The sequence below is a fragment of the Demequina sp. NBRC 110057 genome (assembly GCF_002090175.1).
Lineage (GTDB): Bacteria > Actinomycetota > Actinomycetes > Actinomycetales > Demequinaceae > Demequina.
On sequence record NZ_BBRN01000004.1, the window covers coordinates 106169 to 132132 of the forward strand.

Genomic DNA, 25964 nt, shown 5'->3' on the forward strand with positions numbered 1-25964 from the left:
GCCTACAGGCATTCGAGGTTGTTGACCGGGGCAAGCGCTGCCGGGCCGGAGAAGTCCGCGAGGATCTCGTTGACGGCGTCGTCGGCACGCACCTTGGGCACCGTGACCTCGAGCGCGGGGGAGCGACCGAAGACGGTCGCGACCCACTGGTCGTCCTCCTCGCGCAGGAGCCAATCGACATCGGCCGATGCCGTGGTCACGTTGACGCACTGCTCGGTGGTGGGGCCGGGAGGCTCCACGCCGCAGCGGGCCACGATCTCGTACTCGTCGCCCCAGGCCTGCGTGGCCTGAGAGGTGGTGCCGCGCTGCTCGAGGCCGCCGATGGTCTCGGGGATGGCGAGCATGACCTTCGCGCAGTCGGGGTCCGCGGCGTACTCGGCGGGATCGACCACCAGGGGGTGCGTGCAGCCGGCGAGGGCGACGGTGGTGACGCCGGCGAGCGCGGCAAGGCTCAGGCGGGTCGCGGGCATGGGTCAAGGGTAGTTTGCGCGCGCGGCGTCGCCTGACACGTGGCCTACCCTCGTGCCATGGCTCGCATCAGTGACATGTCCGAGGACGCCCTCATCGCGCTGTTCGCGCCCCGCCTGCCGGAGACCGATGCCGAGGTGCTCGGGTCAGGGGACGACGCAGCGGTGCTCGCCGTGGACGGTCACCTGGTGGTCAGCACCGACATGGCGGTGGAGGACCACGATTTCCGCACCGCCTGGTCGACGGGCGCCGACGTGGGCTGGCGCGTCGCGATGCAGAACCTCGCGGATATCGACGCGATGGGGGCGGTGCCGACGGCCCTCGAGGTCGCGCTCGCGCTGCCGCGCGACACCGAGGTGGACTGGGTGCTCAGCTTCGCGGACGGCCTGCGCGAGGCGTGCGAGCCTCACGGCGTGGGGGTCGTGGGCGGCGACCTGTCCGGCGCCCCGCAGATCGTGGTGGCCGTCATTGCCTTGGGGGAGACGCACGGCACCGATCCCGTGACGAGGGCCGATGCCGCGCCGGGCGACGTGATCGCCGTCGCCGGGCCGCTCGGCGCGGCCGCGGCGGGGCTCGCACAGCTGGAGGCCGGCCGCCGCGTGGCTCCGGCCGCCATCGACCTGTTCCTGCGCCCCAGCCCGCGCATCGGCGCGGGGCTCGAGGCTGCACTGCACGGCGCGACGGCGATGATGGACCTGTCCGACGGCCTCGCGCGCGACGCTGCCCGCATCGCGAGGGCCTCACAGGCGCGGCTCGCCGTGGAGTCGGCGCTGCTTCCCGTGCACGAGGCCGCCGCGTTCGCGGCCCAGGCCCTCGGCGTCGACCCGCTCGCGTGGGCGCTTGGCGGGGGAGAGGACCACCACATGCTGGCGTGCTTCCCGCGCGAGTCCGCGGTGCCGGCCGGCTGGAGCATCATCGGAGTGGTGGAGGAGGGCGAGGGCCTCACGATCGACGGCGAGGCGCCTACCGTCAACGGCTGGGACCACTTCGCGTAGCGCAAGGGGCGCCGGGGGAAAGCAAAAGGCGCACGTTCCGTGAGGAACGTGCGCCTTGCTAGGCGACAGTCAGGTCAGACCGCGCGCTGCACCTTGCCGGCCTTGAGGCACGAGGTGCAGACGTTCACACGCTTGGGGGTACCCGCGACCACGGCACGAACGCGCTGGATGTTGGGGTTCCAACGACGCTTGGTGCGGCGGTGCGAGTGCGAGATGCTGTGACCGAAGGACGGTCCCTTGCCGCAGACGTCGCAGTTGGCAGCCACGATAGTTCTCCTCAAAATTCTGCGCGGCCGTGAGTCGGCGCGCCACGATGGTGAGCCCAGCCTCGCCGGGCAACCGCACTAGGGTAACCGACGACGCCCGGCGCGGGCAAATGCGCGCCTGCAACGCCATCGACGTCGGTGCTGCGTGACAGCATAGGCCAGGACGAGCCGCCGCACGGTGGCGCGAGGAAAGGGACGGATGGCGGACTCTCACGATCTGCGCCGATGGCTCGAATCAGGGGCCAGGGCGGTGAAGTCCGCACGCACGCGCCTGGACGCGATCAACGTGTTTCCCGTGCCCGATGCCGACACGGGCACCAATATCTATCTGACCCTTCACGAGGGAAATCGCGCCGTCGCCCGCCTTCCGGAGAGCGCGACGCACCGCGAGGTAGTCGCGGCCTTCGCCCGCGGCGCGCTGTTGGGGGCCCGCGGCAACTCTGGCGTCATCATGAGCCAGTACCTGACGACGTTCCTCACCGCTCTCGACCGGCACGGCGGGCTGCGACGGATCAGCGCCAAGCACCTTGCCGCGGCGCTGTCGCAGGCGGCCGATGCCGCGTACGGGGCCGTCGCCGAGCCCGCCGAGGGGACCATCCTGTCGGTCGCGCGCGCTGCCGCCGACGGCGCGGCGAGCGTCGCCGGCTCGCGGGCATCGGCAGGCGACACCGCCATGGCGGCGGTCGTGTCAGCGCGCGCCGCGCTGGTGCGCACCCACGACGACCTCCCCGCGGCGCACGACGCCGGCGTGGTCGACGCGGGCGCTGCCGGGCTGGTCCTCCAGCTCGAGATGCTTGCCGAGGTGATCGCGGGGCCCGAGGCGCTCGCGGCGCTTCCCGAGGTGCCGTGGGAGCTGCGCGAGGGGGGCGCCAGGGTGTCCACCGAGGGCCTCCACGCCCACCACGGAGGCGCCTTCGAGGTGATGTTCGTGACCCACGCCGAGGACGACATCCGCGACGCGCTCACCGGCGAGCTCGAGATCATCGGGGACTCGGTGGCCGTCACCGGAGCCAACGACCTGTGGCAGGCACACGTGCATACCGACGAGCCGCAGTCGGCCGTCGAGCGCGGGGTCGCGACGGGGGCCCGCCAGATCATCGTCCGCCACCTCACCCACGGCCACGACGCGGACCGCGCGTCGACGGGCATCGTCGCCCTCACCACGTGCCCGGGGCTCGCCGAGCCGCTCGCCGACGCCGGGGCGGTCGTCCTGGTCGTCCCGGATCCCTCGACCTTCACGCGCCGCTCCCTGCGACGCGCGGTCAAGGATGCCTCCGCCGAGCACGCGGTGGTGGTGGCGGGGCATCCTGAGTTGCGCGCCGCCGCGCGGGAACTCCAGGCGCGCCGCAGGCGGCCCGTCCTGACGGTCCTCGACGTTGACCACGAGGCGCGTGTCATCGCGGCTGTGGCCGCTGCCGCGCTGCTCACCCCGGGCCAGGATCTCGCCGAGGAGATGGCGAGGGCCGCGGAGGCCACCGCCGTCGGCGCCTCGAGCGGCGACGCGCTGGACGAGGACGTGGACCGCATGGTCGACCCCTCGACCGAGGTGGTGTCGCTCGTGCTGGCCGCGGGGGTGTCCGACGGGGTCGCCGATGCTGTGCGGCTGTCGGTCAGGGGTGCGGCCCCGCGCGCCGACGTGAACGTCTACCGCGGCGGCCAGCATGCTCCCGCTGTGCTCATTGGCGTGGAGGGGCGGGCGTGAGTGAGCGGCTCGGCGAGCCTCTCAAGGCTGTTCTCGGAGCGCGCACCGCTGGCGGGCTCGCCAAGCTCGGGCTCGAGACGGTCGGCGACCTGGTGCGGCATTACCCGCGCCGCTACGACTCGCCGGGAACGATGACGGACATCGCCGCCCTCGCCGTCGGCGAGCACGTGACGGTGATGGCGCAGGTGCGCTCCGCGCAGGTGCGGTCTATGCGTTCGCGCGGCGGGGCCATGCTCGAGGCGATCGTGACGGACGGCTCCGCCTCGCTTCAACTGACCTTCTTCGCCAAGCGCGCCGGCGTGCTGCGCATGCACGAGGACAAGTTGCGGGCGGGCCGCACCGGGTTGTTTACCGGCACGGTGGGGGACTACCGCGGGCGACGCCAGCTCACCCACCCCGACTACCTCATCGTCGGCGTGGACGCCCAGGACGAGGACGAGGCGGTGCTCGAGGCCTCGCGGCCCATCCCGATTTACCCGGCGACGGCCGCGGTTCCCACGTGGCGCATCGGGCGCTCCGTGCGCACGGTCCTCGACCCCCTGACGGAGGCCGACGTCCCTGACCCCCTCCCCGACGAGGTGAGGCGGGAGCGCCGCCTGCCGACGCTGCTCGAGGCGCTGCGCCTGGTGCACACGCCCGACGACGAGGCGGCCTGGCGGCGCGGCCGCGACCGCCTGCGCTACGAGGAGGCGTACGTCCTCCAGACGGCGCTGGCACGCCGTCGCGCGGCCCACGCCCAGTTGCGCGCGGTGCCGCGCCCGCGCACCACGGGAGGCCTGGCGCAGGCGCTCGACGCGCGGTTGCCGTTTCCCCTGACGGACGCACAGGTGGCCGTGGGCGAGGAGATCGCCGCTGACCTCTCGCAGGAGCGGCCGATGCTGCGGCTGCTGCAGGGGGACGTGGGCGCCGGCAAGACCGTGGTGGCGCTGCGTGCCATGGCGCAGGTGGTCGATGCCGGCGGACAGGCCGCGCTCCTGGCGCCCACCGAGGTGCTGGCGGCGCAGCACGCGCGCGGGTTGCGCGCGCTGCTCGGGCCCCTCGCAGACGGCGGCATGCTGACCGGGGCCGACGGCGCGACCCGCGTCGCACTGCTGACCGGCTCGCTCGGAGCGACGGCGAGGCGCCAGGCCCTGGCGGAGGCCGCCTCGGGCGCCGCGGGCATCGTGGTCGGCACGCACGCGGTGCTCGGCGAGCACGTGCAGTTCGCGGACCTGGGGCTCGTGGTGGTCGACGAGCAGCACCGGTTCGGTGTGGAGCAGCGCGACGCCCTGCGGGAGCGAGGGGAGCGTCCGCCCCACACGCTGGTGATGACGGCCACGCCGATCCCTCGCACCGTCGCCATGACAGTGTTCGGCGACCTGGAAACCTCCGTGTTGGCGGAGCGTCCCGCGGGACGCGTCGAGGTCGTGACGCACGTGGTGCCGGCGGACAACGAGGCCTGGCTGGCGCGCACATGGGCGCGAGCCCGCGAGGAGATCGACGCCGGGCGCCGCGTCTACGTGGTGTGCCCCCGCATCGACGCCGACGAGCCCGAGCCGGCGCAGGAGGCTGACGGCGACCCGGACGCGGAGGGGACGCTCGACCTCGACGGCGGCGCCGAGCCTGAGGTGCCGCTCGCGTCGGTCGCCGCGACCGTCGAGGCGCTCGCGGCGCGGCCAGAGCTCGCTGGCGTCACCATCGGCGCCATGCACGGCCGGCTCGCGGCCGACGACAAGGACGCCGCGATGTCCGCCTTCGCGTCGGGCCAGGCGCCGCTGCTGGTGTCCACGACCGTCATCGAGGTGGGCGTGGACGTGCCCGAGGCGACCATGATGGTGGTGCTCGACGCCGAGCGCTTCGGCATCTCGCAGCTGCACCAGCTGCGCGGCCGTGTGGGGCGCTCTGACCTGCCGTCGCTGTGCCTCTTGGTGAGCCGGGCCGAGGACGGCACCACTGCCGCGGAGCGCCTCGCCGCGCTCGCGGAGACCTCCGACGGCTTCGTGCTCGCCGAGAAGGACCTCGAGCTGCGCCGCGAGGGCGACGTGCTGGGGGCCTCGCAGAGCGGCGGCCGCTCGTCGTTGCGGCTGCTGCGGGCCGTGCGCGACGCGGCGCTCATCGAGGAGGCGCGTGTCGAGGCGGGGGCCGTGGTGGCCGCCGACCCGTCGCTCGCCGCCCACCCCACGCTGGCCGATGCCGTGGCCGCCTGGCTCGACCCCGAGCGCGAGGCTTTCCTCGAGCGAGGCTAGCCGGCGGCATCGGCCGTGAGTCAGCCGACCGAGGCGCCTCCGGCCTTGTAGTACTCGGTGACCGTCACGCCGCCAGACCCGAGGGGCACCTCGTGGTCGAGCCCCACGGCGGCGCCCGCGTCGTCGGTCCACAGCGCGGGGGCGAGCAGGGCGAGCTTGTCCTCGTCCCAGGTGGACCAGTCGTCGAGCAGCAGCCCGCCCGTGTCGCTCGAGTTCGGGTTGAGGGCCCAGAACGTGTGGTGAAGGTGGCGGTCGACGATGAGGTCGCGCAGGGCGGTGAGCCACTCGTCTTGGCGCGCGTCGTCACCGATCCTTCCGCCCCACTCGCCGATGAGCAGGGGAGAGATGCCCTCATCGTGAAGGTAGAGCCAGTTGGGGGTCCAGACGTCCGACTCGAGCGAGGCGGCGTCAAAGTCGCCCTGGAACCAGGGCTGCTCGTAGACCAGGGGGCCGTAGTCGTGGGGCGAGTACATGATCTTGCCGTCGGCGCCGGTGACGGGCTGGTCGCCCGCAAGGCGCAGGTTTCCTCCCCACCAGGTGGTGTCGTAGTCGCCCTCGTCGGTGCTGGACCAGGACTCGCCGTCCGCCGGTGTCGCCTCGATGCCCTCCACGAGGAGTAGGGCGTCGGGGTGCACGGCGTGGATGCGGGAGGCGGCCTCGGACGCGACCGCACGCCAATCGTCGTCTCCGCCGTCGCCCCAGGTGGCGCGCGGCGACTCGCTGGCCTTGCCGTGCGGCTCGTTCTCAAGGTCGAAGGCGACGATCGTGTCGTCGTCGCGGTATCGCTCGGCGACCCACTCCCACGCGACGTAGAAGTCCTCCTCCGAGACGTCGCCCGCGTACCAGACGGGGACGGTGTGGCCGGCGTTGTCCGCGAGTGCCGAATGCACGTCGAGGATCACCTTGATGCCCTCGTCGCGGCACCAGGCGAGCATCTTGTCGAAGATCTCGAGTGTGGTGAGGCCCACAAGCTCCTCGTTGAGGGCCTGGTTGACGCTCCCTGTGGTCTGCGCCTCACCTGCGCGCCACTCGAGCAGGAGCTCGGTGGAGATGGGCAAGCGCATCACGTTGAGGCCGTGGTCGGCGTACGCGGCAAGGGTGTCGCGCAGGTTCGCGGCCCACAGCCCGTGCAGCACGCGCTCGGACGTGTTGAAGCCGAACCAGTTGGCTCCGGTGAGCCACACGGCGTTGCCGTCCGCGTCGACGATGCTGTTGCCGTCGACGCTCAGCCAGTCGTCCCCGCTCGCGGGGTTGAGCGGGGCGGAGGCGTCGCCAGCGGCACCGGGGCCGTCGTCGCCGTCGTCGGCGGCGGCGGGGGTCGAGGAGGAGCCGGCCGCGGCATCGGCCACACACGAGGCGACGGTGACGGGGCCGGTGCCGCTCGCGGTGAAGCCGAAGTCTGTGCTCGCTTTCGCGGCGACGGCACCGTTGTAGTCCACGTTGCCCGCCTCGGCCGAGCCGGTGGCCCCTGACGACAGGGTGGAGTTCCACGCGCCGTCGACGCTCGCGTCGCCGAGGTCGAGGGTGACCGTCCACGAGGTGAGGTCGGCGCTGCCCGCCGTCACGGTGACGTCGGCCTGGAACCCGCCGTCCCACTCCTGCGACACGTCGACGGCGGCGCTACAGGCTGTGGTCGCGTCGGCAGGGGCGGCACTTGCCGAGGCCGATGCGTCCGGTGTGGCCGTCGCGCTGGGGGCGGGCGTCGTGGTGGCGTCGGGGTCATCGGACGATGCCCGCACGAGGCCCCACCCGGCGGCGACAAGGAGCACTACCGCGCCCGCAGCGACGGGCACGATGACGCGGGGACGGCGCCACCACGGCGCGCCCGGCGTGGGCGATGTGATCTCGGTCATAGGTGGCCTCCCCGCGCCCACAGTAGCGACCCCTCACGGCGCTGCACTATGTCCTTTTCGTGGGCACATGCCTAGTCTGAGAGCGTGGAGCCGGGCCCGGACCCACGCGCGGACGCACCCCGCGCAGCATCGAAGGCAGGGGAATCTCATGACGAACAAGGACGCGCGCCGCACCCGGCGCGACAGAGCCAAGCTGATCCTCGCAGGCGTTGCCGTCGCAGGCATCGGCGCGGCGGTCACCACGGCAGCCTGGACCGATGACGTCTGGTTCAGCGCGGAGGCGTCTGCCGCCGACTTCGACCTTCAGGGCCGAGTGGCTGGCACCAACGATTGGCTTGACTTGGGAGTCGACGCGTCGGTGGAGGATGACGCTGACGACACGGTGATCGCCATCCCCGCCACCTCCTGGCTGAGTGGTGGCGCTCCCGTCGATCTCACGAGCCTGGTTCCCGGCGACACCGCCACGGTCACGCTCGAGTTGTGCAACGCGGGTTCCACCGACATCACCCTTGCCGCGGCCGTCCCGCAAATGACAGGCACAATGTTTGAGGGGTCCGCGCCGGCGACCGTGACGGCGTCGACCTACACCTATGAGACGGCCGCTCCGCTGAGTCCTGCGGACCCCTACGTCGCCGGTGCCGACTGCGCCGGTGAAGAGGCGACCTTCACCGCCACGCTGACGATTCCTGAGGAATGGCCCGCAGGTGAGTACATGGGGTCCGAGGGCGACATCGCCATCCTGGTGGTCGGCACGGCCTCCTAACCTCGACCCTTCCTCGTCGTGACCCGCACCCTGCGCGCGCTCGGCGGCATCACCCTGTGGGTGGCCGCCGTCCTTGGCGTGCTCACGTGCGGGGTGTGGGCAGCGACGGCGCTGGGGTGGATCAAGCCCCTCATCGTGGTCTCGGGATCGATGGAGCCCGAGATCCCCACCGGTGCCCTCGTCATCGACACTCCCGTCGCCGTCGAGGACCTCGCGGTGGGCAACGTCGTGACCGTGTACTCGGACCTCGCGGACAATCTCGTCACGCACCGTGTCGCGGCGGTAGACGTGGACGGCTCCACGGCCACGCTGACGCTCAAGGGCGACGCCAACCCGATCGAGGACCCCGAGCCCTACGTCGTCGAGGACGAGACCTGGACCGTCTCGTGGGTCATCCCCGGCCTCGGCGAGGCGATTGCCGACGTGAGCCGCCCCGGCGTTGTCATCCCCGCCATGATCGCGATCGGCGCACTCCTGGGGCTGTCGCTGCTGCGTGACCGGGACGACGACGCCGATGGCGAGCCCGAAGACGACGCCAGTGCCGATGCCGAGCGCCCCGCGGCGCGCTCGGGAGGTGCGTCATGAGTCGCCTCGCACGGGCGCTGCCCGCCGCCCTGCTCGCCGTGCTGCTCGCCTGCGCCGCGGCGATTGCTGGCGGCGTCGAGACCACGCGCGCGGAAACCGACGTGGCGGTCGACATCGATCTTGGCGAGATCATGCCGGGCGAAACCGTGACGAAGTCCCTCGAGATTGAGGTTCCCGAGGACGCCCAGGTGGTGCGTTCGGAGTGGGTCCAGGTCGAGGGCGTCGCGGCGGACATGACCTGGGAAATCTCGCTGTGCTCCGACCCCGGCTGCCTGGACGTTGCACCGGTGAACACCGGCGCCAAGGTCGCGGCCGGCACCTGGACCATGACGGTGGCGGGTTCGCTCCCCGACAACGCGGAGGGCGACGGCTATGCGCTCGGCGTCGTCACGCTGCAGGCCGACGATCCCGACGGTGGCATGCTTCCCACGACGGGCGGCGAGGTGCCGTGGCTCGTGCTCGCCTTCGCGGCCGGCGCGGTGGCCGCGGGCGCCGTCGCGGTCGCCGCGGCGCGACGCCATGAGCCCGCGGGAGCCCGGTCATGAGGGCGCGGCGGCAGGGGCCCCTGCTCGCGGCGCTCGTGGGGCTTGCCGCGCTCGTCGCGCTGCCCTCGGTGACGGCGGCCGCGTGGACCGACGACGTGTGGTTCTCCGCCACGGCATCGGCCGGCACCTGGGACGACGGCGGCGGTGGTGGCGGCGGCGGGGGAGGCGGCATCGACGGCGGCGACGATGTCGACCTCGACATCACCTGGAACGTCTCCGGGCCTACCTCAACGTGCGCGACTGTCGACATCACGACCGATGGCACCGACGTCGAATGGGAACTGACCGTGGACGTGACGCAGCGCCCCTGGGACAACGGCCCGCCCTCGGAGGTGGAGGTCGACAACGGCGGCATCATCGTCAGCGATACCGACGTCAACCCCGTCGTCATCCACGGCAACACGGACTCGTCCGGCACGTTCAACAGCATGAGCAACAACACCCCGCTGAGCGCCGGGGAGACCGCCACTGTCGTGATCTGTGGGTTCAACAACGCGGGACCGGAGCCGCAGCCCGACGACGGCACGTGGTACACGACCGACTGGTCGGACGTGGAGGTTGTCGGCTCCGATTCCGTGTGCTCGACGCTCACGGTGCAGGGCCTCGTCGACCCCAGCGATCCGTTCTATTACGGATGGCAGACCGACGTGAACGTGCAGTGGCTGGTCGATGCGCTCGACGCGGAGGATGCCACGGTGTTCTATGTCAGTTCGTCGCCTTCTCCGTCGGGCGGTTACGACTTCACCTTCGAACAGGATCCCGACGACCCGTACTTGATCCACATCGAGTCCGGAGTCGCGCTCGCGCTTCAAGGCAACTCCTCCACGCCGCCCGGTCAACAGCAGGTCGAAGTCTGCGTCCATGGTTCCGTTCCCGAGACGTTTGAATTTACGCTGACCCCGTGACACGCATCATCGCTGGTGAGCTCGGCGGCCGCCGCCTCGCCGTCCCCGGCAAGGGCACGCGCCCTACCACCGACAGGGTGCGCGAGGCGCTCTTCAGTCGGCTGGACCACTCCGACGCGCTGCATGGCGCGCGCGTGCTCGACCTCTTCGCCGGCTCCGGTGCGCTGGGGCTCGAGGCCCTGAGCAGGGGAGCGGCGAGCGCCGTCCTCGTCGAGGCGAGCAGTGGGGCGGCGCGCATCCTCCAGCAGAACGTCCGCGACCTCGGCGTGGGCGCCCGCGCGCAGGCCGTGCGGGAGAAGGCCGCCGCTTACCTGGGGCGCGCCCCAGGCCCGTTCGACCTCGTCGTCATCGACCCTCCCTATGACCTCCCCGCCGCGGAGGTGGATGCCGTCCTCGCGGCCCTGCCCGCCGTGCTCGCGCCGGACGCGCTGGTGATCCTCGAGGGCTCCACCAGGGCATCGGCCCCCACCTGGCCGGAGGCGCTGGACGCGTACGACACCAAGGACTACGGCGAGACGCGGCTTCACTACGCCGAGGTCCGCCCCGCCGAGGCGCTGGGGTAGCGTCGCCGTCATGACCATCGCCGTCCTGCCGGGCACCTACGACCCCATCACCCTCGGCCACGTCGACATCGTGCGTCGGGCGAGCCGTCTGTTCGACGAGGTGATCGTGGCCGTCGCCCACAACTCGTCCAAGGCGCCGCTGCTGGGCGCCGAGGAGCGGGTGAGGCTGGCATCGGCGGCTATCTCCGGCATCCGCGGCGCGCGAGCCGTGCGCACCGACGGCCTCATCGTCGACTTCTGCCGCACGGTGGGCGCCGATGCGCTCGTCAAGGGCCTGCGTGGCGGCGCCGACTTCGACGCCGAGCGGCCCATGGCGCTGATGAACCGTTCGCTCACGGGCATCGAGACGGTCTTCGTGGTGGGCGACAACGCGCTCAGCCACGTGGCCTCCTCGCTCGTGCGCGACGTCGCTCGGCACGGGGGAGACGTATCCTCGTATGTGCCGCAGGGCGTGCCGGAGGCCATCGCGGCCGCCCTCGCGCGCGGGTAGTTCGCCGCATCGGCGCGCCCGTGTTGAGAACACCCCCAGTTGTCGCGTAAAGTAGTGCGCCGGTCCTGCCAACAGGTACGGGCCCGGGTCCAGTGCGGACCGGAAACGTGAGGAGGTGCGACATGTCGCACCGTCTGCAACCCTCGCCGTATCGATTCCCCGTCAGGGATCTCGTGCGGCGTCCGGGTGCTCACCACGAGGTGAGCGAGACGTTCCCGGCACCAGTGGTCCTGGGCACCGACGTGATGGGCGTGCCCGAGGGGACGGATATCGAGCTCAATGTGAGCATCGAGTCCATCTCGGAGGGCATCTGGGTCTCCGGAACTGTTCACACGCTCGCTGTCGGCGAGTGCGGACGCTGTCTGGACGAGGTACGTCGCGATGTCGACGCCGCCGTTCAGGGGCTCTTCGCGCTCGGTGAGATCGAGTCCGATGAGGACGGCGAGGAGCCCGAGGACGTTTTCGAGTTTGATGGGGAGACCCTTGACCTCGAGGACGTGGTGCGGGATGCGGTGGTGACATCGCTTCCCTTTACCCCACTGTGCAGTCCGGATTGCCCGGGCCTGTGCGACCAATGCGGCGCGCGGCTCGTGGATGACCCGGACCACACCCACGAGGTGATCGACCCGAGGTGGTCGGCCCTACAGAGTTTGACTGAACAGAAAGAGAGTTAGCCGTGGCAGTTCCCAAGCGCAAGATGTCGCGTTCGAACACGCGTGCCCGCCGTGCCCAGTGGAAGACCACCGCTGCGAACCTCACCACGTGCCCGTCGTGCAAGGCCGACAAGCTGGCCCACACCGCGTGCCCGTCGTGCGGTGCCTACAACGGTCGTCAGTACGCCGAGGCGCTTCGCACCGAGCACGAGGCGTAAGTCACGCTTTACCCCGTACGCGGACGCGAGGCGAGCAGTTGAGCATCCCGGGACAGGCCGCAGCCGACGCGCTGGTGGCCCGGCTCGGTGTGCCCGTCGACCCTGAACTGCTCGTCCTCGCGCTCACGCACCGGTCGTTCGCGTACGAGAATGGCGGTCTGCCGACCAACGAGCGCCTGGAGTTCCTGGGGGACTCCGTGCTCGGCATCATCGTCACCGACCGCCTGTACCGGGACCACCCGGATCTTCCCGAGGGTGACCTCGCCAAGATGCGCGCCGCGACCGTGTCGCAGAAGGCGCTGAGCGAGGTCGCGCGCGAGATCGACCTGGGCCCCTGCGTGCTGCTGGGCAAGGGTGAGACCGCCACCGGAGGTGCGGACAAGGACTCGATCCTGTGCGACTCCTTCGAGGCAGTGCTGGGCGCGATCTACCTCACCCACGGCATCGAGACCGCCCGCGAGGTGGTCGACAGGCTTGTGGGTCCCCACCTCGTCGCCGCCGCCCGCTCGGGTGTCGCGCTCGACTGGAAGACCTCGCTGCAGGAGGCCACCGCGGGGCGCAGCATGGGCGTCCCCGTCTATAGTTGCGTGGGCGAGGGGCCCGACCACGCCCGCACCTTCACGGCGACCGTCACCGTCGATGGCAACGCCTACGGCACCGGTGTGGGAAGCGCCAAGAAGCACGCCGAACAGGCCGCGGCCGCCGAGGCCTACGAGGCCATCACCGGCTCCGACGGCTCTGAGGCCGTCGCCTCCTGACCCCTTTCTCCGGTCCACGCGCGCATGCCTGAGTTGCCCGAGGTCGAGACCGTCCGCGAGGGCCTCGCCCCGTTCGTCACCGACGCAACCATCACCGCCATCGAGGTGCGTCGCGAGTCCGTCGCTCGGCTCCTTCCCGGCGCGGGCGCCGAGTTCTCCGCGCGCCTGGCGGGAGCGACCATCGCCGGTGCCGTGAGGCGCGGCAAGTTCCTGTGGCTGCCGCTGCGCCTCCCAGGAGATGCGGCCGATGCGCCCGCCACCGAGTCTCTCTCTGCCCACCTGGGCATGTCGGGCCAGTTCCGCGTCCACACGGCCGAGGACGCGCCAGACCCCCACCCGCATTGTCGTGCGCGCCTACACCTCAGCCGCCCGGGCGAGGACCTTGTCCTTGACTTCCTCGACCAGCGCACCTTCGGGTACCTGCACGTCGAAGAGCTGCTCCCGACGCCGGACGGGCTCGCCGGTGGGCACGGGCTCCCGGACGCGGCGGTGCCGCTGTCGGTGGCGCATATCGGCCGCGACGCGCTCGACCCGCACCTGGACACCCGCTCGGCGCTGCGCGCATGGCGGCGCGGCTCGCGAGGCGTGAAGCAGGTGCTGCTGGACCAGACCCTGGTCTCCGGCATCGGCAACATCTATGCGGACGAGGCGCTGTGGCGTGCCAGGGTTCACCCCGAGCGGCCCGCGTCCGCGCTGACCCCGGCCACCGCATCGGCCCTCCTCGAGGCCGCGCAGGAGGTGATGCGCCGCGCGCTCGCCGAGGGCGGCACGAGCTTCGACGCGCTCTACGTCAACGTCAACGGCCAATCGGGCTACTTCGCGCGCGGCCTGGAGGCCTACGGGCGCGGGGGAGAGCCCTGCCGGCGCTGCGGCAGGCCGCTGCGTCGCGCGACCATCGGCGGCCGCTCCAGCCACTGGTGCGCCACGTGCCAGTGCCGATACTCTCCGCGGCGCGCGGGCACGCGCTAGGTGTGAACGGCAGGTGACGCCTACGATGCAGGGTATGGCTGACGTACGAGTGCTGGTGCTGGACGATCACGAGGTGGTGCGTCGCGGCATCTGCGACATCCTCGACCGAGCCGAGGGTGTGGAGGTGGTCGCGGAGGCGGGCTCCGTCGCGCAGGCGGTGCGACGCGCCGATGCCGTGCGTCCCGACGTGATCCTGTCCGACCTGCGCCTTCCCGACGGCACGGGGCTGGACGTCATCGCCCACGTGCGCGAGTCGCTGCCGAACACCCACGTGGTGGTGCTCACGAGCTATGACGACGACGAGGCGCGCACGGCCGCCCGCCACGCCGGCGCCGACGCGTTCGTGGCGAAGACCGCCGGCTCCGCGGAGGTCCTCAAGGCTGTCCTCGATGCCGCCTCGGGCCGCGAGCACGGCCAGCACATCGCGGTGGGGGAGGACGAGGCGCTGGCCCGCCTGACGCCCACCGAGCGACGCATCCTCTCGGCGGTCGGCGACGGCCTGTCGAACAAGGAGATCGCTGACCAGCTGGGCATTGCGGAGAAGACCGTCAAGAACCACGTGACGTCGGTCCTCGCGAAGATGGGCCTCAAGCGCCGCACCCAGATCGTGGCCTGGGCCACGCAGCGCCGCGCGCAGTCCTTCCGCGGGTGAGTTAGCGCTTCACCTGAACGTTCCAGGTGGCGCGGGACCCTGGCATCGTCGCGCCGGCGTTCACCGGCTCCAAGGAGAAACTCCCGTCGCGCCTGATGGCGCGGTTGCCGAGGTTCGAAGTTCCCGAGTAGCGCTTGGTGGCGCCCGCGGGGCCGATGCCGTTGTCCTCCACCCCGAGCTCGAGCCTGTCACCCTCGAGGCGCACCCAGAGCTTGACCGCGCTCGCCTTGGCGTGACGCGCGACGTTGGACAGGAGCTCCCTCATCACGGCGATCGCGTCGTCCGCGAGCGTCGCGTCGATGGTGCAGACGCGGTCCAGATCGGCCCATGCCGCCTCCGTGTCGACCACGAACCCCAGCGTCGCCTGCGCAAGCGTGATCTCGCGCCGCATGCGGTCGCTGGCGGGCTCCGACGAGCGCTGGCCGGCGAGATTACGCATGACCCCGCGCACCTCGTACTGGGCGCGCTTGACGTGGTCGGCGGCGCTTGCCAGCCTCGCGGATTGCGCATCGGACGCGTCCTCACCCAAGGCCTCGAGGTGCATCGCCGCGGCGAAGAGCTCCTGGGAGACGAAGTCGTGGAGGTCGTCGGCGATCTGCTCGCGCTCCTCCAGCAGCGCCGCGTGGCTGCGCGCCTGATTGAGCTCCGACAGCGTGAGAGCGAGAGCGGCCTGGTGCGCGAAGCGCTGCGTCACCTCGAGGTCCGCCGCGGAAAACTCGTGGTCGCCCTTGTCGCGCCACAGCATGAGCAGGCCGATGGTCTCGCCGTCCGAGGCCAGCGGCGCGTACAGGCTGGGCCCGTACTCGGTGATCTCGTGCAGGACGTGGCGGCCGGGCGGCTCCGGCGCGACGATGCCGGTGGAGGTGCGGATGACGTCCATGGCCGAGCCCTGGTCGGGAAGCTCGAGGCCGATGATGTTGCTGGCGTAGTCGCCAGCTGCCATCTCGATCACCCAGGCGTCGTCAACACCTGGCAGCACGAGCGCGGCAGTGGGGGCGTGGGCGAGGATGCGCGCCGCGTCGACGATGCCCTGGAGGGCGGCCTCCTCGTCCTGGGTGGTGAGCATCTGGGTGGTGAGTCGCTGCGAGGCCTCGAGCCAGCGCTGCCTCTCCACGGCATCGTCGTGAAGCTTGGCATGGTCGATCGCCACGGCGGCCGCCGCGGCGAGGGCGAGGATCATGCGCTTGTCCTCGTCGTCGAAGGGCCCGCCCTTCTTGTCCGCGAGGTAGAGGTGGCCAAACACCTGCTCCCTGACCGTCAGGGACGTGCCGAGGAAGCTCTCGAGTCGCGGGTGCCAACGCGGCATACCGCGATGGTCGGGGTCCGCGTCGATGTTCTCGACGGCAAGGGTGCCGTGCGCGGGGATCTTCGCCAGCACCCCCACGCGGCCCGGAGGGTGGCCGATCCTGTCCTTCGCGTCGTCGGGGATGCCCTTGGTGAGGAACGCCACGGATTCGCCCTGCGCGTCGAACACGTGCAGCGCGGCGTAGTGCGCGTCGGTGAGCAGCCGCGCCGACTCGACCAACGTGTCGAGCACCGCTGACAGCGACAGGTCAGCGTTGAGCGCCGTGATGGCATCGGCGAGGGTGAGGCTCGCCTGGTGGTCATCGACCTCAGTCATCGAGGCTCACCACCGCATCGGCGAGCGCGGTCAGGTGAAGGTGATGGGTCACGATCACCACGGTACGGCCTTCGTCGCGCAGCCTGCCCAGGACAGCGTCGAGCGCGTCGCGGCCCGCCGCGTCCAGGTGCTCGGCGGGCTCGTCGATGAGGACCACCGGCTGCGGGGTCAGCAACGCCCGCGCGAGCAGCAGCCGGCGCCGCTCGCCTCCCGACACCGTGTTTCCTCCCGAGCCGAGCACCGTGTCGAGGCCGTCCGGGAGCCCGGCGACCCAGGCGTCGAGGCCCACGAGTGCGATCGTCTCCCGTGCGTCCTCCTCGGTGACGTCGCCGCGCGCCACGCGCAGGTTCTCGAGGACCGTGGTGCCGAAGAGGTGCGCGTCCTCGGCCGTCATGCCGATCGTGGGGCCCATCAGGTCGCGCCGTGTGGGGGTGCCGCCGATGCGAACCTCGCCCGCCGCGGGAGGGAGGACCCCCGCGAGGGTGAGCAGCAGGGTGGTCTTCCCCACGCCCGAGCGGCCGACGATCGCGAGGACGCCGCCTCCGGGGACCGCGGCGGTGGCGGGGTGGGTGGGGGCCATTCCCGGCCACGCGGCGCTGAGACGGTCCAGTTCGAGGGCGGGGCCGGTCACCGGGAATCGACCGCGAGGCGCGCCTGCCGGCGCTCCTTCCGCCGTGTATCTACCGCCAGCAGGCGAGGGGGCGGGGGCGGGGCTGGGGGAAGAGGCGGGGGATTCCGCGGCAGCCATCGCGACGATGCGGCGGGCCGCCTGCTGCGACCGGAAGAGCTGCTGCGTGGCGGCGGGAACGGCGTTGACGGCCTCGAAGGCGGCCAGCGGCAGCAGCGAGATCATCGCCGCCGTGGTGGCGCCGTAGTCGCCGGCGTTCGCGCTCGTGACGGCGATCGCGAGGGAGCCGATGAGGGCGGCGCCCGCGGCGAGCTGCTGGACCGCTGCGGCTAGCGAGGCGGGACGCGCTGCCGCCTCCTGGGCACGCTCGGAGGCGGCGTTGGCCTCGGCGAGGGCATCGTGCGCCGCGGCGGCGGTGCCCCACACGCGGTGCTCGGCGGCGCCATCGAGACCCGACAGGGCCGCCTCGGCGACGCGTGCATCGGCCGCGACCCCGGCGACGGCCGCGATGCGCGCCGACCGCCACGTGAGCAGCGCGGCGCCGATCCCTGCCACGAGGATCGCGGCCGCAAGGACGACGCCGGCGGCGGGGTCGAGGAAGCCCGAGATGCCCACGGCGATTCCCGAGACGACGACCGCCACCCCGAGGGGGATCACGGCGCGCACCACGGCGTCGCCCACGGCATCGACGTCGCCGCCGATGCGCGCGAGCACGTCGCCGCGCCGCAGACCGAGGACGGCGTCGACGCGGGCGTCGGCGAGACGCTCGTAGACGCGTGCCCGCAGCGCGACGACCCCACGTAGCGCGGTGTCGTGGCTGACGAGGCGTTCGAGGTACCTGAAGAGGCCGCGCCCGATGCCGAAGAAGCGCACCACGACGGCGGCGAGCGCCAGGTCGGCGGGGGAGGGCATGCCGGCCGCGCGCGCGATGAGCCACGCGGCGATCGCGGACAGCCCCACGGCGGACCCGAGGGCGGCCGATCCCGTGAGGATCGACAGCGCCACGCGACGGCGCGGAAGGTCGGACTCCCGCAGGAGGGAGCGCAGGGCGCCCTTGGCCGCGGTCATCGGGCGACCTCCAGCGCGGCGACGTGGACGGTGGTGTCGGCGGCGGCGATGAGGTCGGCCTCGTGGGTGGCGACGATCACCGTGGCGCCGGTGGCGGCGGCAGCGCCGATGCGGGCGATCACCTCGTCGCGGCTGGCGCGATCCAGGTGACTCGTGGGCTCGTCGAGCACGATCACGGGCCTGCCGGCGGACAGCGCTCGGTCGAGGGCGACGCGTTGACGCTGGCCCAGGCTGAGGGTGCGCCCCTCGGGACCGAGGTCGGGGCGCTGCGGGGCCCACGCGAACTGCTGCGACCAGTCACTCGCGATGACGTCCTGGGCGTCGGTGCGTCCCTCGGGAGTGAGCGCCGCGACGTATCCCGAGTCGGGAGTGAGCAGACCCATGAGAGCCGCGAGCGCGGTCGACTTGCCGTCGCCGTTGGGTCCCACGAGCGCCGTCACGGTTCCGGGCCGCGCCATCATCGATAGCCTCCCGGGTGCGAGGCGACGGCCGTCGGGGGTCGCGACGGCGAGGTCCTCGACCACGAGCGTGGCTCCCGCGAGGTTGGGCGCCGGGGCGGAGCCGCCGGGGGAGGCGACGGGGGTCTCGAGCACCTCGAACGCGGCATCGGCGGCCGCCATGCCGTCGGCGGAGGCGTGGAAGTGAGTGCCGACCATCCTCAGCGGCAGGTACACCTCCGGCGCGAGGACCAGCACCGCCAGCGCGGTCTCGATCGACACGGCGCCGTCGACGAGCCGGAAGCCGAGCGTGACGGCGACGAGGGCGACCGCGAGGGTCGTGAGCAGTTCGAGCACCATGCCCGACAGGAACGCCACCCTCAGGGAGCCCATCGTCGCGCGGCGCTGAGCGTCGCCGAGTTCCCGCACGCGCGCCGCGGGGCCGTGCTCGCGCCCGAGCGCGCGCAGCGTGGGCAGGCCCGCGATGAGGTCGAGGGTGCGCGATGCGAGCCGCTGCATGGCCTCAAGGTGGCGGGCGGAGCGGTCGCGGGTGGTGTAGCCGATGAGGATCATGAAGATCGGCACCAGGGGGAGGGTGCCGATGACGATCGCCGCGGAGATCCAGTCGAGGCCCAACACGACGACGATCATGAGCGGGGTCACCGTCGCGCTCAGCAGCAGCTGCGGCAGGTAGCGCACGAAGTACGGCAGCAGCGAGTCGAGCCCGCGGGTGACCGTGGTCGCCACCGCCGTGCCCTCTCCCGAGGCCGCCCAGCGGGGGCCGAGCGCCGCGGCGTGGTCCACGACCTGGGACCTCAGCTCGGAGATGACGCGCGCGCCGGCGCGGTGGGCGAGGCGCTCCTGCGTCCAGGTGAGGAGCACGCGGATCGCGACCACGACCGCGAGCCACGCGAGCGCCGTGTCGAGTTCGCGCGCATCCTCGGGCACGAGAGTGCCGAGCCACCCCAGCCCGTCCTCCTCGAGAGGCGCGGGGGCGAGCACGGGTGCCAGCGCGCGGGCGATGAGCAGCGCCTGGAACAGGATCGCGACGGCCGTCGCGAGGCCCAGCAGCGCGGTCGTGACGATGTAGCGGCGGGCGGGGCCGATGCGGCCCACGAGCCGGGGGTCAAGCGGTCGCATCGGGCGCTACGCCACTCCTCGTCGCATCGGCCGCGCGGCATACGCGACGAGGAGGGCGGGCGTCACGCGGACGCCTTGGACTTGCGCAGGGTGGGGAAGCCGTGCTGCTCGGGCATGTGCTCGAGCGACAGGCGGCGACGGAACACCCAGTAGCTCCAGCCCTGGTAGATCAGCACCACGGGGACTAGGAACACCGCGACCCACGTCATGACGGTGAGCGTGTAGTCGGTGGACGACGCGTTCTCGATGGTGAGCGAGTAGGCGGGGTCGGTGGTCGAGGGCATGACGTCGGGGTACATCGAGCCGAAGATCAGCACCACGGCCCCCACGATCGCGAGGGCGTTGGCCGCGAAGGCCTTGCCGTAGGAGCCCGCGTTTCCCCACAGCCAGGCGGCCACGAGCGCGACGGCGGCGACGGCCACCGCCGCCCAGGTCCACGCCACGGAGTAGGCAATCTGGGTCCAGATCGCGAACACCGCGGCGACCACGAGGGCGATGGGCGCCATCGTCTTCGCGGCGGCGCGGGCACGGTCGTGAACCTCGCCCGCCGTCTTCAGCGACAGGAAGATGGCGCCGTGGCTGAGGAACAGCACCAGAGTGGTGGCTCCGCCGAGCAGCGCGTAGGGGTTGAGCAGCGTCCACAGGGTGCCGGTGAACGTGCCGTTCTCGTCGATGGGCACACCGCGGACGATGTTCGCGAAGGCCACACCCCACAGGATCGAGGGGATCCAGGCGGTCACGATGATCGCCCAGTCCCAGCGCGAGCGCCACGTCTCGGAGTTGATCTTGCCGCGCCACTCGATTGCGCATGCGCGCACGATGAGCGCGACGAGGATCAGCAGGAGCGGCAGGTAGAACCCGGAGAACAGGGTGGCGTACCACTCGGGGAAGGCGGCGAAGGTGGCGCCACCGGCCGTGAGTAGCCACACCTCGTTGCCGTCCCAGACGGGGCCGATGGTGTTGAGGGCGACGCGGCGGCCCTTGTCGCCCTTGCCGACCTTCTCGAGCAGCATGCCGACGCCGAAGTCGAAGCCCTCGAGGACGAGGTAGCCGGTCCACAGGACGGCGATGAGGATGAACCAGAGGAGGGGGAGATCCATGTCAGCTCACTCCTAGTACGCGAAGGACATCGGGCGGTCGGGATCGGAGGACACTTCCTCCGGCTCGGGACTGGGTGCCCCCTCGGAGGCGTACCGCTTCATGAGCAGGAACCAGAAGACTCCCAGCACCGCGTACAGCAGCGTGAAGACCGTGAGGGAGATCGCGACTTCCGCCACGGAGGTCGCCTCGGAGACGCCGAACATGGTCATGAGCATGATCTCGTCGACGCCGTCGGGGTTGGGCGCGACCACGAACGGTTGGCGTCCCATCTCGGTGAAGATCCAGCCGAAGCTGGCGGCGAGGAACGGCATCGGCAGCGAGATCAGCGCGAGCTTCTTCATCCACGGCTGGTCGATGGCCCTGCCCTTGCGGGTGAACCAGAAGATGGCGACGCACAGCGCGGCGGAGAAGGCCGCGAGGCCGATCATGAGGCGGAACGACCAGTAGGTGATGAGCAGGTTCGGGCGGTACTCGATCTCCTCGCCGTCGGGCGTGGTGGCGCCGTAGCGCTCCGCATAGATCTCCTGGAGATCCTCGAGGCCGAGCACCTCGCCGTCGAAGGAGCCGGTGGCCATGAACGAGAGCATGCCCGGGATCTCGATGAGGTGCTGCACGGAGGCGGGATCGTCGCCGGCGAGGTTGCCGATCGACAGGATCGAGAACGGCGCCGGGCCGTCCGGTGTCTCGACGAGGCCCTCGGCGGCTGCCATCTTGATGGGTTGCTGCTGGAACATCAGCTTGGCCTGCTCGTCACCGGTGATGATGACGCCGAGCCCCGCCAGGAGCATGACGACGGCGCCGAAGCGGGCCGCGGTGCGGTACATCGGGAGGTCCGCGTGGTCCTTGTTCTTGCGGCTGTGACGCACCATCCAGTACACGGCGATGCCGGCCACGAACGTGCCGGCGACGAGGAACGCGGTGGCGATCACGTGCGGGAACGCCACGAGCGTCGTGTTGTTCGTCAGCACGGCCCAGATGTCGGTCATCTCGGCGCGGCCGGTCTCCTCGTTGTAGACGGCACCGACGGGGTGCTGCATCCACGAGTTCGCGGCGATGATGAAGTAGGCGGACAGGAGCGAGCCGATGGCGAAGGCCCACACGGTGGCGAGGTGCACCTTGCGGGGGAGTCGGTCCCAGCCGAAGATCCACAGGCCAAGGAACGTCGACTCGAGGAAGAACGCGGCGAGAGCCTCCATCGCGAGCGGGGCGCCGAACACGTCTCCCACGAAGCGCGAGTACTCCGACCAGTTCATGCCGAACTGGAACTCCTGCACGATGCCCGTGGCGACGCCGAGGGCAAAGTTGATGAGCAGCAGCTTGCCGTAGAACTTGGTCAGCCGGAAGTACTTTTCCTTGCCGGTGACGTTCCACGCGGTCTGCAGGATCGCGACGAGCGTCGAGAGGCCGATCGTGAGCGGCACGAGCACAAAGTGATAGACGGTGGTGATGCCGAATTGCCACCGCGCGAGGTCAAGAACGTCCACGGTGCGCCCCTTCATTTCCCATGGGTACGAACCTAACCGAAATCTCACGATTCGGACCCTGGGACCAAGGTCCTAGTCCGGGTCACGGTTGGGTCACGGTGCCCGATGCCGGGCCGCGAGACACGCCCTGACCTGCGACTTCGAGGCGTGTGCGCGGGGGTGTGTCACAATAGGCGCCAGGTCAGGCGCTCCTCCACACGGGGGCGTCAACCGCGCGACAGAAGCAGCGACTGCGCAGCAGCCAGTCCCGTCACGGTCCCGCCGGGCTACAGCCGGCAGGCGGAGACATCGGGGATAGGCGCTTCCACGCAGGCGCCGCTGTCCGCCGCGACCTGAAGACTTGCGTGGCCGCGACCGCGGATCACGAACGACGAGACAGTCGATGCGCAGTGTGGGCGCATTGATCCGAGGTACCCGCGTTGAGCGAGGACAGCACCACTCCCGAGAACCCCACGACCGCCGTGATCTTCCAGGCGCCCGAGCCGGCGAAGCCGCGCCGCGCCTCGGCGCCGGCGGGTCCCCCCGCCAGCTCCGCCGACCGCGCCAAGAGCGCTGCCGGCGCGACGACGGACGACTCCGGCAAGGCCCCCGCGGGGGACGGCGCCGCGAAGTCGGCCCCGAAGGGCCGCAAGCCCGCCGCCAAGAAGGCCAAGGCGGCCGCGACCACCGACGGTGACGCGGAGGCCCCCGCCGAGAAGAAGCCTGCGGCCAAGGGCGCCAAGGGTGGCTCGCGCAAGAACTCCAAGGCCGCGCAGACCGATGCCGGCGACGCCCCCGAGCAGCAGCCGGCAGCCGCCGAGTCCGCTGGCGCTGACGACTCGTCCGACTCCGGCGATGGCGACGGCGAGGGCGGTGCCGCCAAGCGCCGTCGCCGCCGTGGCGGCCGCGGCCGTGGCAAGAAGCGCACCGGTGGCGAGGACGGCGCTCAGGACGAGGCCGGCGAGGACGAGGGCGACACCTCCAAGCCCGCCGCGGCCCGCGCCGACGACGCGTCCCAGGAGGACTCCTCGCAGTCCGACGCCGACTCCTCGAGCGACTCCGAGGGCGACGACGACTCCGACGGCGAGGGCTCGAGCTCCTCGCGCCGCCGTCGCCGCCGCCGTGGCTCGCGGTCCGGCTCGAGCACCGGCGGCTCCAGCTCGTCCGGCGGCTCCGACGACCAGCTCCAGGGCTCCACGCGCCTGCAGGCCAAGCGCCAGCGCCGCCGCGAGTCCCGCGACGGCCAGCGCCGCCGCCCCGTGATTTCCGAGGCCGAGTTCCTCGCCCGCCGCGAGTCGGTCAAGCGCGACATGATCGTGCGCGAGAAGGACCACCGCGTCCAGATCGCCGTGCTCGAGGACGACGTCCTGGTGGAGCACTACGTCTCCCACCAGGCCCAGCAGTCGATGGCCGGCAACGTGTACCTGGGCCGCGTGCAGAACGTGCTGCCCGGCATGGAGGCAGCGTTCGTCGACGTGGGCCGCGGCCGCAACGCCGTGCTGTATGCGGGCGAGGTGAACTGGGATGCCGCCGGCCTCGAGGGCAAGCCGCGCCGCATCGAGCTCGCGCTGAAGCAGGGCGACACGGTCATGGTGCAGGTCACCAAGGACCCCATCGGCCACAAGGGCGCCCGCGTCACGAGCCAGATCTCGCTGGCCGGCCGCTTCCTCGTCTACGTGCCCGGCGGCGGCGTGACCGGCATCAGCCGCAAGCTTCCCGACACCGAGCGTGCGCGCCTCAAGAAGCTGCTGCGAGAGGTCATCCCGGCCGATGCCGGCGTGATCGTCCGCACCGCGGCCGAGGGCGCCTCCGAGGAGGAGCTGCGCGCCGACGTCGAGCGACTCAAGCGTCAGTGGGACGTCATCCAGGCCGAGGCCGCCGGTGGCAAGGCCCCGAAGCTGCTGCGTGGCGAGCCCGACATGGCCATCCGCGTGGTGCGCGACATCTTCAACGAGGACTTCGAGTCGCTCACCATCCAGGGTGAGGACACGTGGAACTCCCTGAGCGCGTACGTGGGTCAGGTTGCTCCCGACCTCATGCCGCGCCTGCACAAGTTTGTCGCCGAGGGCGACGTCTTCGCCGAGCACCGTGTGGACGAGATGCTCACCAAGGGCATGGACCGCAAGGTCTGGCTGCCCTCGGGTGGATCGCTCGTCATCGACCGCACCGAGGCGATGACGGTCATTGACGTCAACACGGGAAAGTTCGTCGGTAAGGGCGGCACGCTCGAGGAGACGATGACGCTCAACAACCTCGAGGCCGCCGAGGAGATCGTTCGCCAGCTGCGCCTGCGCGACATCGGCGGCATCATCGTGATCGACTTCGTCGACATGCTGCTCGAGGCCAACCGCGACCGCGTGCTGCGCCGCCTCATCGAGTGCCTGGGCCGTGACCGGACCAAGCACCAGGTGGCCGAGGTCACCTCGCTCGGACTCGTCCAGATGACCCGCAAGCGCGTGGGCCAGGGTCTTGTCGAGGCATTCTCCGAGACGTGTGAGCACTGCAAGGGCCGCGGGTTCCTGGTGCACGGCGAGCCCGTGGCCGAGGCCAGCGAGAAGCAGCCGGAGCCCCGCCGTCGCGGCGGCCGCGGCGGCAACAGCAGCGGCGGCAACAACGGCAACGCCGGCAACAACAACTCCGGCAATAACGGTGGTGGCAACCGTCAGCAGCAGGGCCAGCAGCACCAGGCCCCCAAGAAGCAGCAGGCGGAGCAGCACCACGACGAAAGCCACGCCCACGCCGCGGCGCAGGGGGAGACCCACGCGCTCGACGATCGTGAGGAGGCCAGGGCCGCCGTGAAGGCGACGCTGGCGTCCATCGCGGCGGCGGCAGAGAAGGCGCACCACCTCGACGACGAGCACGAGGAGCACGCCGATGCGACGGCCGCCCCTGAGGCTCCCGCCGAGGCAGTGACGCCCGAGGCCGCGACCGATGCTGAGCAGACCGACGCATCGGACGCCAAGGACGAGGCCGCGGCACCCGCGGTCGAGCCCACCGAGGGCGCCGACGAGGCGGGCGAGAAGCTCGTCGAGGAGGCAACCGAGGACGAGGTCCGTCAGGACTAGTGACGCGCCCCCGCCCGGTTTGACCTCAGGGGGTAGCGGAGCGTATATTTGTACGTCGGCGCGCGAGCGCCGAGACCTGCCTGCGCCTCGCATGGCAGCGGCAGGAAACCAACCGAAGCTTTGAAGGACAGATTCATGGTGTACGCGATTGTGAAGGCGGGCGGCCGCCAGGAGAAGGTCTCCGAGGGTGACATCCTCGTCGTCGACCGTCTCAAGGCCGACCAGGGCTCGACCATTGAGCTCGCCCCGGTGCTGCTCGTCGACGGTGACAAGGTCACGTCCGACGCGAAGGCGCTGGCCAAGGTCAAGGTGACCGCTGAGGTCATTCGTGACGAGCGCGGCCCGAAGATCGACATCCTGAAGTACAAGAACAAGACCGGATACCGCAAGCGCATCGGCCACCGCCAGGACCTGACGCGCCTCAAGGTCACCGGCATTAAGTAAGCGAGGAGACACTCATGGCACACAAGAAGGGCGCGAGCTCCTCGCGCAACGGCCGCGATTCGAACCCCCAGTACCTGGGCGTGAAGCGCTTCGGTGGCCAGACCGTCAACGCGGGTGAGATCATCATCCGCCAGCGTGGTACCCACCACCACCCCGGCCTCAACGTTGGCCGCGGCAAGGACGACACCCTATTCGCCCTCGAGGCGGGCGTGGTGGCGTTCACCAACCGTCGTGGCCGCAAGGTCGTCGACGTGGTGGCGGCGGTCTAACCACCGCTCACACAGCTTCTCGTCAGGGGCGTCGCCGTTACCGGCGGCGCCCCTGACGTTTATCTTGGGACGGATGGACGCGCGCCGCGTCCCCGCCCACCCCTCAGCGAGATCGGCC

General features: G+C 71.2%; 25 protein-coding genes. 17 read left to right on the plus strand and 8 right to left on the minus strand.

The window, feature by feature from the left end:
* Nucleotides 1–2: 2 nt before the first annotated feature.
* On the minus strand, nucleotides 3–470 hold the full coding sequence (locus B7K26_RS05345) for a DUF3515 family protein (RefSeq protein WP_084077771.1): 468 nt from the start codon (nucleotides 468–470) through the stop codon (nucleotides 3–5).
* Nucleotides 471–527: 57 nt separating this feature from the next.
* On the opposite strand from B7K26_RS05345, the gene thiL reads away from it, so the two are divergent.
* Complete coding sequence (thiL, locus tag B7K26_RS05350) at nucleotides 528–1463, plus strand: thiamine-phosphate kinase (protein ID WP_084077773.1); 936 nt, start codon at nucleotides 528–530, stop codon at nucleotides 1461–1463.
* Between the two features lie 74 nt (nucleotides 1464–1537).
* On the opposite strand, the gene rpmB is transcribed toward thiL, so the two are convergent.
* The gene (rpmB, locus tag B7K26_RS05355) at nucleotides 1538–1729 is read right to left on the minus strand and encodes a 50S ribosomal protein L28 (RefSeq protein ID WP_061962473.1); all 192 of its coding nucleotides are present in this window, start codon (nucleotides 1727–1729) and stop codon (nucleotides 1538–1540) included.
* 250 nt (nucleotides 1730–1979) lie between these two features.
* Between rpmB and B7K26_RS05360 the strand changes: the two genes are divergently transcribed.
* Complete coding sequence (locus B7K26_RS05360) at nucleotides 1980–3431, plus strand: DAK2 domain-containing protein (RefSeq protein ID WP_159449619.1); 1452 nt, start codon at nucleotides 1980–1982, stop codon at nucleotides 3429–3431.
* The gene (locus B7K26_RS05365; RefSeq protein WP_084077776.1) at nucleotides 3428–5656 is read left to right on the plus strand and encodes an ATP-dependent DNA helicase RecG; all 2229 of its coding nucleotides are present in this window, start codon (nucleotides 3428–3430) and stop codon (nucleotides 5654–5656) included. The genes B7K26_RS05360 and B7K26_RS05365 overlap by 4 nt, the downstream gene beginning before the upstream one ends.
* A gap of 20 nt (nucleotides 5657–5676) precedes the next feature.
* On the opposite strand, the gene B7K26_RS13170 is transcribed toward B7K26_RS05365, so the two are convergent.
* Complete coding sequence (locus B7K26_RS13170; protein ID WP_084077778.1) at nucleotides 5677–7509, minus strand: cellulase family glycosylhydrolase; 1833 nt, start codon at nucleotides 7507–7509, stop codon at nucleotides 5677–5679.
* A 148-nt stretch (nucleotides 7510–7657) separates the two neighbouring features.
* Here B7K26_RS13170 and B7K26_RS05375 point away from each other — a divergent pair, with 148 nt between their 5' ends.
* From B7K26_RS05375 to B7K26_RS05420, 11 genes are all read left to right on the plus strand, one after another.
* Nucleotides 7658–8272 carry a hypothetical protein gene (locus tag B7K26_RS05375; RefSeq protein WP_084077779.1) on the plus strand — a complete coding sequence of 205 codons (615 nt, stop codon included), beginning with the start codon at nucleotides 7658–7660 and terminating at the stop codon, nucleotides 8270–8272.
* A gap of 18 nt (nucleotides 8273–8290) precedes the next feature.
* A complete protein-coding gene (locus tag B7K26_RS05380) occupies nucleotides 8291–8857 on the plus strand; it encodes a signal peptidase I (RefSeq protein WP_084077781.1) in 567 nt (188 codons plus the stop codon).
* Nucleotides 8854–9402 carry a hypothetical protein gene (locus B7K26_RS05385; RefSeq protein ID WP_084077783.1) on the plus strand — a complete coding sequence of 183 codons (549 nt, stop codon included), beginning with the start codon at nucleotides 8854–8856 and terminating at the stop codon, nucleotides 9400–9402. Before B7K26_RS05380 ends, B7K26_RS05385 begins: the two co-directional genes overlap by 4 nt.
* On the plus strand, nucleotides 9399–10307 hold the full coding sequence (locus B7K26_RS05390) for a hypothetical protein (RefSeq protein ID WP_084077784.1): 909 nt from the start codon (nucleotides 9399–9401) through the stop codon (nucleotides 10305–10307). Before B7K26_RS05385 ends, B7K26_RS05390 begins: the two co-directional genes overlap by 4 nt.
* Nucleotides 10304–10870: a 16S rRNA (guanine(966)-N(2))-methyltransferase RsmD gene (rsmD, locus tag B7K26_RS05395; RefSeq protein ID WP_084077785.1), complete on the plus strand. Its 567-nt coding sequence runs from the start codon at nucleotides 10304–10306 to the stop codon at nucleotides 10868–10870. The genes B7K26_RS05390 and rsmD overlap by 4 nt, the downstream gene beginning before the upstream one ends.
* Before the next feature lie 10 nt (nucleotides 10871–10880).
* Nucleotides 10881–11360, plus strand: coding sequence for a pantetheine-phosphate adenylyltransferase (coaD, locus tag B7K26_RS05400; RefSeq protein WP_084077787.1), 480 nt, complete (start codon nucleotides 10881–10883; stop codon nucleotides 11358–11360).
* 200 nt (nucleotides 11361–11560) lie between these two features.
* On the plus strand, nucleotides 11561–12034 hold the full coding sequence (locus tag B7K26_RS05405) for a DUF177 domain-containing protein (protein ID WP_234998709.1): 474 nt from the start codon (nucleotides 11561–11563) through the stop codon (nucleotides 12032–12034).
* 2 nt (nucleotides 12035–12036) lie between these two features.
* A complete protein-coding gene (rpmF, locus tag B7K26_RS05410; protein WP_084077790.1) occupies nucleotides 12037–12231 on the plus strand; it encodes a 50S ribosomal protein L32 in 195 nt (64 codons plus the stop codon).
* A 38-nt stretch (nucleotides 12232–12269) separates the two neighbouring features.
* Nucleotides 12270–12989, plus strand: coding sequence for a ribonuclease III (rnc, locus tag B7K26_RS12830; protein WP_143340512.1), 720 nt, complete (start codon nucleotides 12270–12272; stop codon nucleotides 12987–12989).
* Between the two features lie 24 nt (nucleotides 12990–13013).
* Entirely contained in the window at nucleotides 13014–13958 is a 945-nt protein-coding gene (gene mutM / locus B7K26_RS12835; RefSeq protein ID WP_143340514.1) for a bifunctional DNA-formamidopyrimidine glycosylase/DNA-(apurinic or apyrimidinic site) lyase, read from the plus strand.
* Nucleotides 13959–13992: 34 nt separating this feature from the next.
* Nucleotides 13993–14610 carry a response regulator transcription factor gene (locus B7K26_RS05420; protein WP_234998710.1) on the plus strand — a complete coding sequence of 206 codons (618 nt, stop codon included), beginning with the start codon at nucleotides 13993–13995 and terminating at the stop codon, nucleotides 14608–14610.
* Nucleotide 14611: 1 nt separating this feature from the next.
* Here B7K26_RS05420 and B7K26_RS05425 read toward each other — a convergent pair whose 3' ends face one another.
* The 5 genes from B7K26_RS05425 to B7K26_RS05445 all read right to left on the minus strand — a co-directional run bounded on the left by B7K26_RS05425 (nucleotide 14612) and on the right by B7K26_RS05445 (nucleotide 22089).
* Nucleotides 14612–16231, minus strand: a complete 1620-nt coding sequence (locus B7K26_RS05425) for a GAF domain-containing protein (protein WP_084077793.1) — start codon at nucleotides 16229–16231, stop codon at nucleotides 14612–14614.
* A complete protein-coding gene (gene cydC / locus B7K26_RS05430; RefSeq protein WP_084077795.1) occupies nucleotides 16224–17927 on the minus strand; it encodes a thiol reductant ABC exporter subunit CydC in 1704 nt (567 codons plus the stop codon). Before cydC ends, B7K26_RS05425 begins: the two co-directional genes overlap by 8 nt.
* Nucleotides 17924–19504, minus strand: a complete 1581-nt coding sequence (locus B7K26_RS05435; protein WP_084077796.1) for an ABC transporter ATP-binding protein/permease — start codon at nucleotides 19502–19504, stop codon at nucleotides 17924–17926. The genes cydC and B7K26_RS05435 overlap by 4 nt, the downstream gene beginning before the upstream one ends.
* Nucleotides 19505–19566: 62 nt before the next feature.
* Nucleotides 19567–20604: a cytochrome d ubiquinol oxidase subunit II gene (cydB, locus tag B7K26_RS05440; protein WP_084077798.1), complete on the minus strand. Its 1038-nt coding sequence runs from the start codon at nucleotides 20602–20604 to the stop codon at nucleotides 19567–19569.
* Nucleotides 20605–20616: 12 nt separating this feature from the next.
* Complete coding sequence (locus B7K26_RS05445; RefSeq protein WP_084078564.1) at nucleotides 20617–22089, minus strand: cytochrome ubiquinol oxidase subunit I; 1473 nt, start codon at nucleotides 22087–22089, stop codon at nucleotides 20617–20619.
* 419 nt (nucleotides 22090–22508) lie between these two features.
* On the opposite strand from B7K26_RS05445, the gene B7K26_RS05450 reads away from it, so the two are divergent.
* The 3 genes from B7K26_RS05450 to rpmA all read left to right on the plus strand — a co-directional run bounded on the left by B7K26_RS05450 (nucleotide 22509) and on the right by rpmA (nucleotide 25846).
* A complete protein-coding gene (locus tag B7K26_RS05450) occupies nucleotides 22509–25133 on the plus strand; it encodes an Rne/Rng family ribonuclease (RefSeq protein WP_084077800.1) in 2625 nt (874 codons plus the stop codon).
* Nucleotides 25134–25268: 135 nt separating this feature from the next.
* Nucleotides 25269–25577, plus strand: coding sequence for a 50S ribosomal protein L21 (gene rplU, locus B7K26_RS05455; RefSeq protein WP_084077801.1), 309 nt, complete (start codon nucleotides 25269–25271; stop codon nucleotides 25575–25577).
* A 14-nt stretch (nucleotides 25578–25591) separates the two neighbouring features.
* Nucleotides 25592–25846, plus strand: a complete 255-nt coding sequence (gene rpmA, locus B7K26_RS05460) for a 50S ribosomal protein L27 (protein WP_084077803.1) — start codon at nucleotides 25592–25594, stop codon at nucleotides 25844–25846.
* Nucleotides 25847–25964 lie beyond the last annotated feature (118 nt).

Excerpts from the sequence above, each read along its gene's own strand:
- B7K26_RS05345 (WP_084077771.1), bottom strand. The coding sequence starts at position 470 with ATGCCCGCGACCCGCCTGAGCCTTGCCGCGCTCGCCGGCGTCACCACC.
- thiL (WP_084077773.1), top strand. The coding sequence starts at position 528 with ATGGCTCGCATCAGTGACATGTCCGAGGACGCCCTCATCGCGCTGTTC.
- B7K26_RS13170 (WP_084077778.1), bottom strand. The coding sequence starts at position 7,509 with ATGACCGAGATCACATCGCCCACGCCGGGCGCGCCGTGGTGGCGCCGT.
- B7K26_RS05375 (WP_084077779.1), top strand. The coding sequence starts at position 7,658 with ATGACGAACAAGGACGCGCGCCGCACCCGGCGCGACAGAGCCAAGCTG.
- B7K26_RS05385 (WP_084077783.1), top strand. The coding sequence starts at position 8,854 with ATGAGTCGCCTCGCACGGGCGCTGCCCGCCGCCCTGCTCGCCGTGCTG.
- B7K26_RS05390 (WP_084077784.1), top strand. The coding sequence starts at position 9,399 with ATGAGGGCGCGGCGGCAGGGGCCCCTGCTCGCGGCGCTCGTGGGGCTT.
- coaD (WP_084077787.1), top strand. The coding sequence starts at position 10,881 with ATGACCATCGCCGTCCTGCCGGGCACCTACGACCCCATCACCCTCGGC.
- mutM (WP_143340514.1), top strand. The coding sequence starts at position 13,014 with ATGCCTGAGTTGCCCGAGGTCGAGACCGTCCGCGAGGGCCTCGCCCCG.
- B7K26_RS05420 (WP_234998710.1), top strand. The coding sequence starts at position 13,993 with ATGGCTGACGTACGAGTGCTGGTGCTGGACGATCACGAGGTGGTGCGT.
- B7K26_RS05425 (WP_084077793.1), bottom strand. The coding sequence starts at position 16,231 with ATGACTGAGGTCGATGACCACCAGGCGAGCCTCACCCTCGCCGATGCC.
- cydC (WP_084077795.1), bottom strand. The coding sequence starts at position 17,927 with ATGACCGCGGCCAAGGGCGCCCTGCGCTCCCTCCTGCGGGAGTCCGAC.
- B7K26_RS05435 (WP_084077796.1), bottom strand. The coding sequence starts at position 19,504 with ATGCGACCGCTTGACCCCCGGCTCGTGGGCCGCATCGGCCCCGCCCGC.
- cydB (WP_084077798.1), bottom strand. The coding sequence starts at position 20,604 with ATGGATCTCCCCCTCCTCTGGTTCATCCTCATCGCCGTCCTGTGGACC.
- rplU (WP_084077801.1), top strand. The coding sequence starts at position 25,269 with ATGGTGTACGCGATTGTGAAGGCGGGCGGCCGCCAGGAGAAGGTCTCC.
- rpmA (WP_084077803.1), top strand. The coding sequence starts at position 25,592 with ATGGCACACAAGAAGGGCGCGAGCTCCTCGCGCAACGGCCGCGATTCG.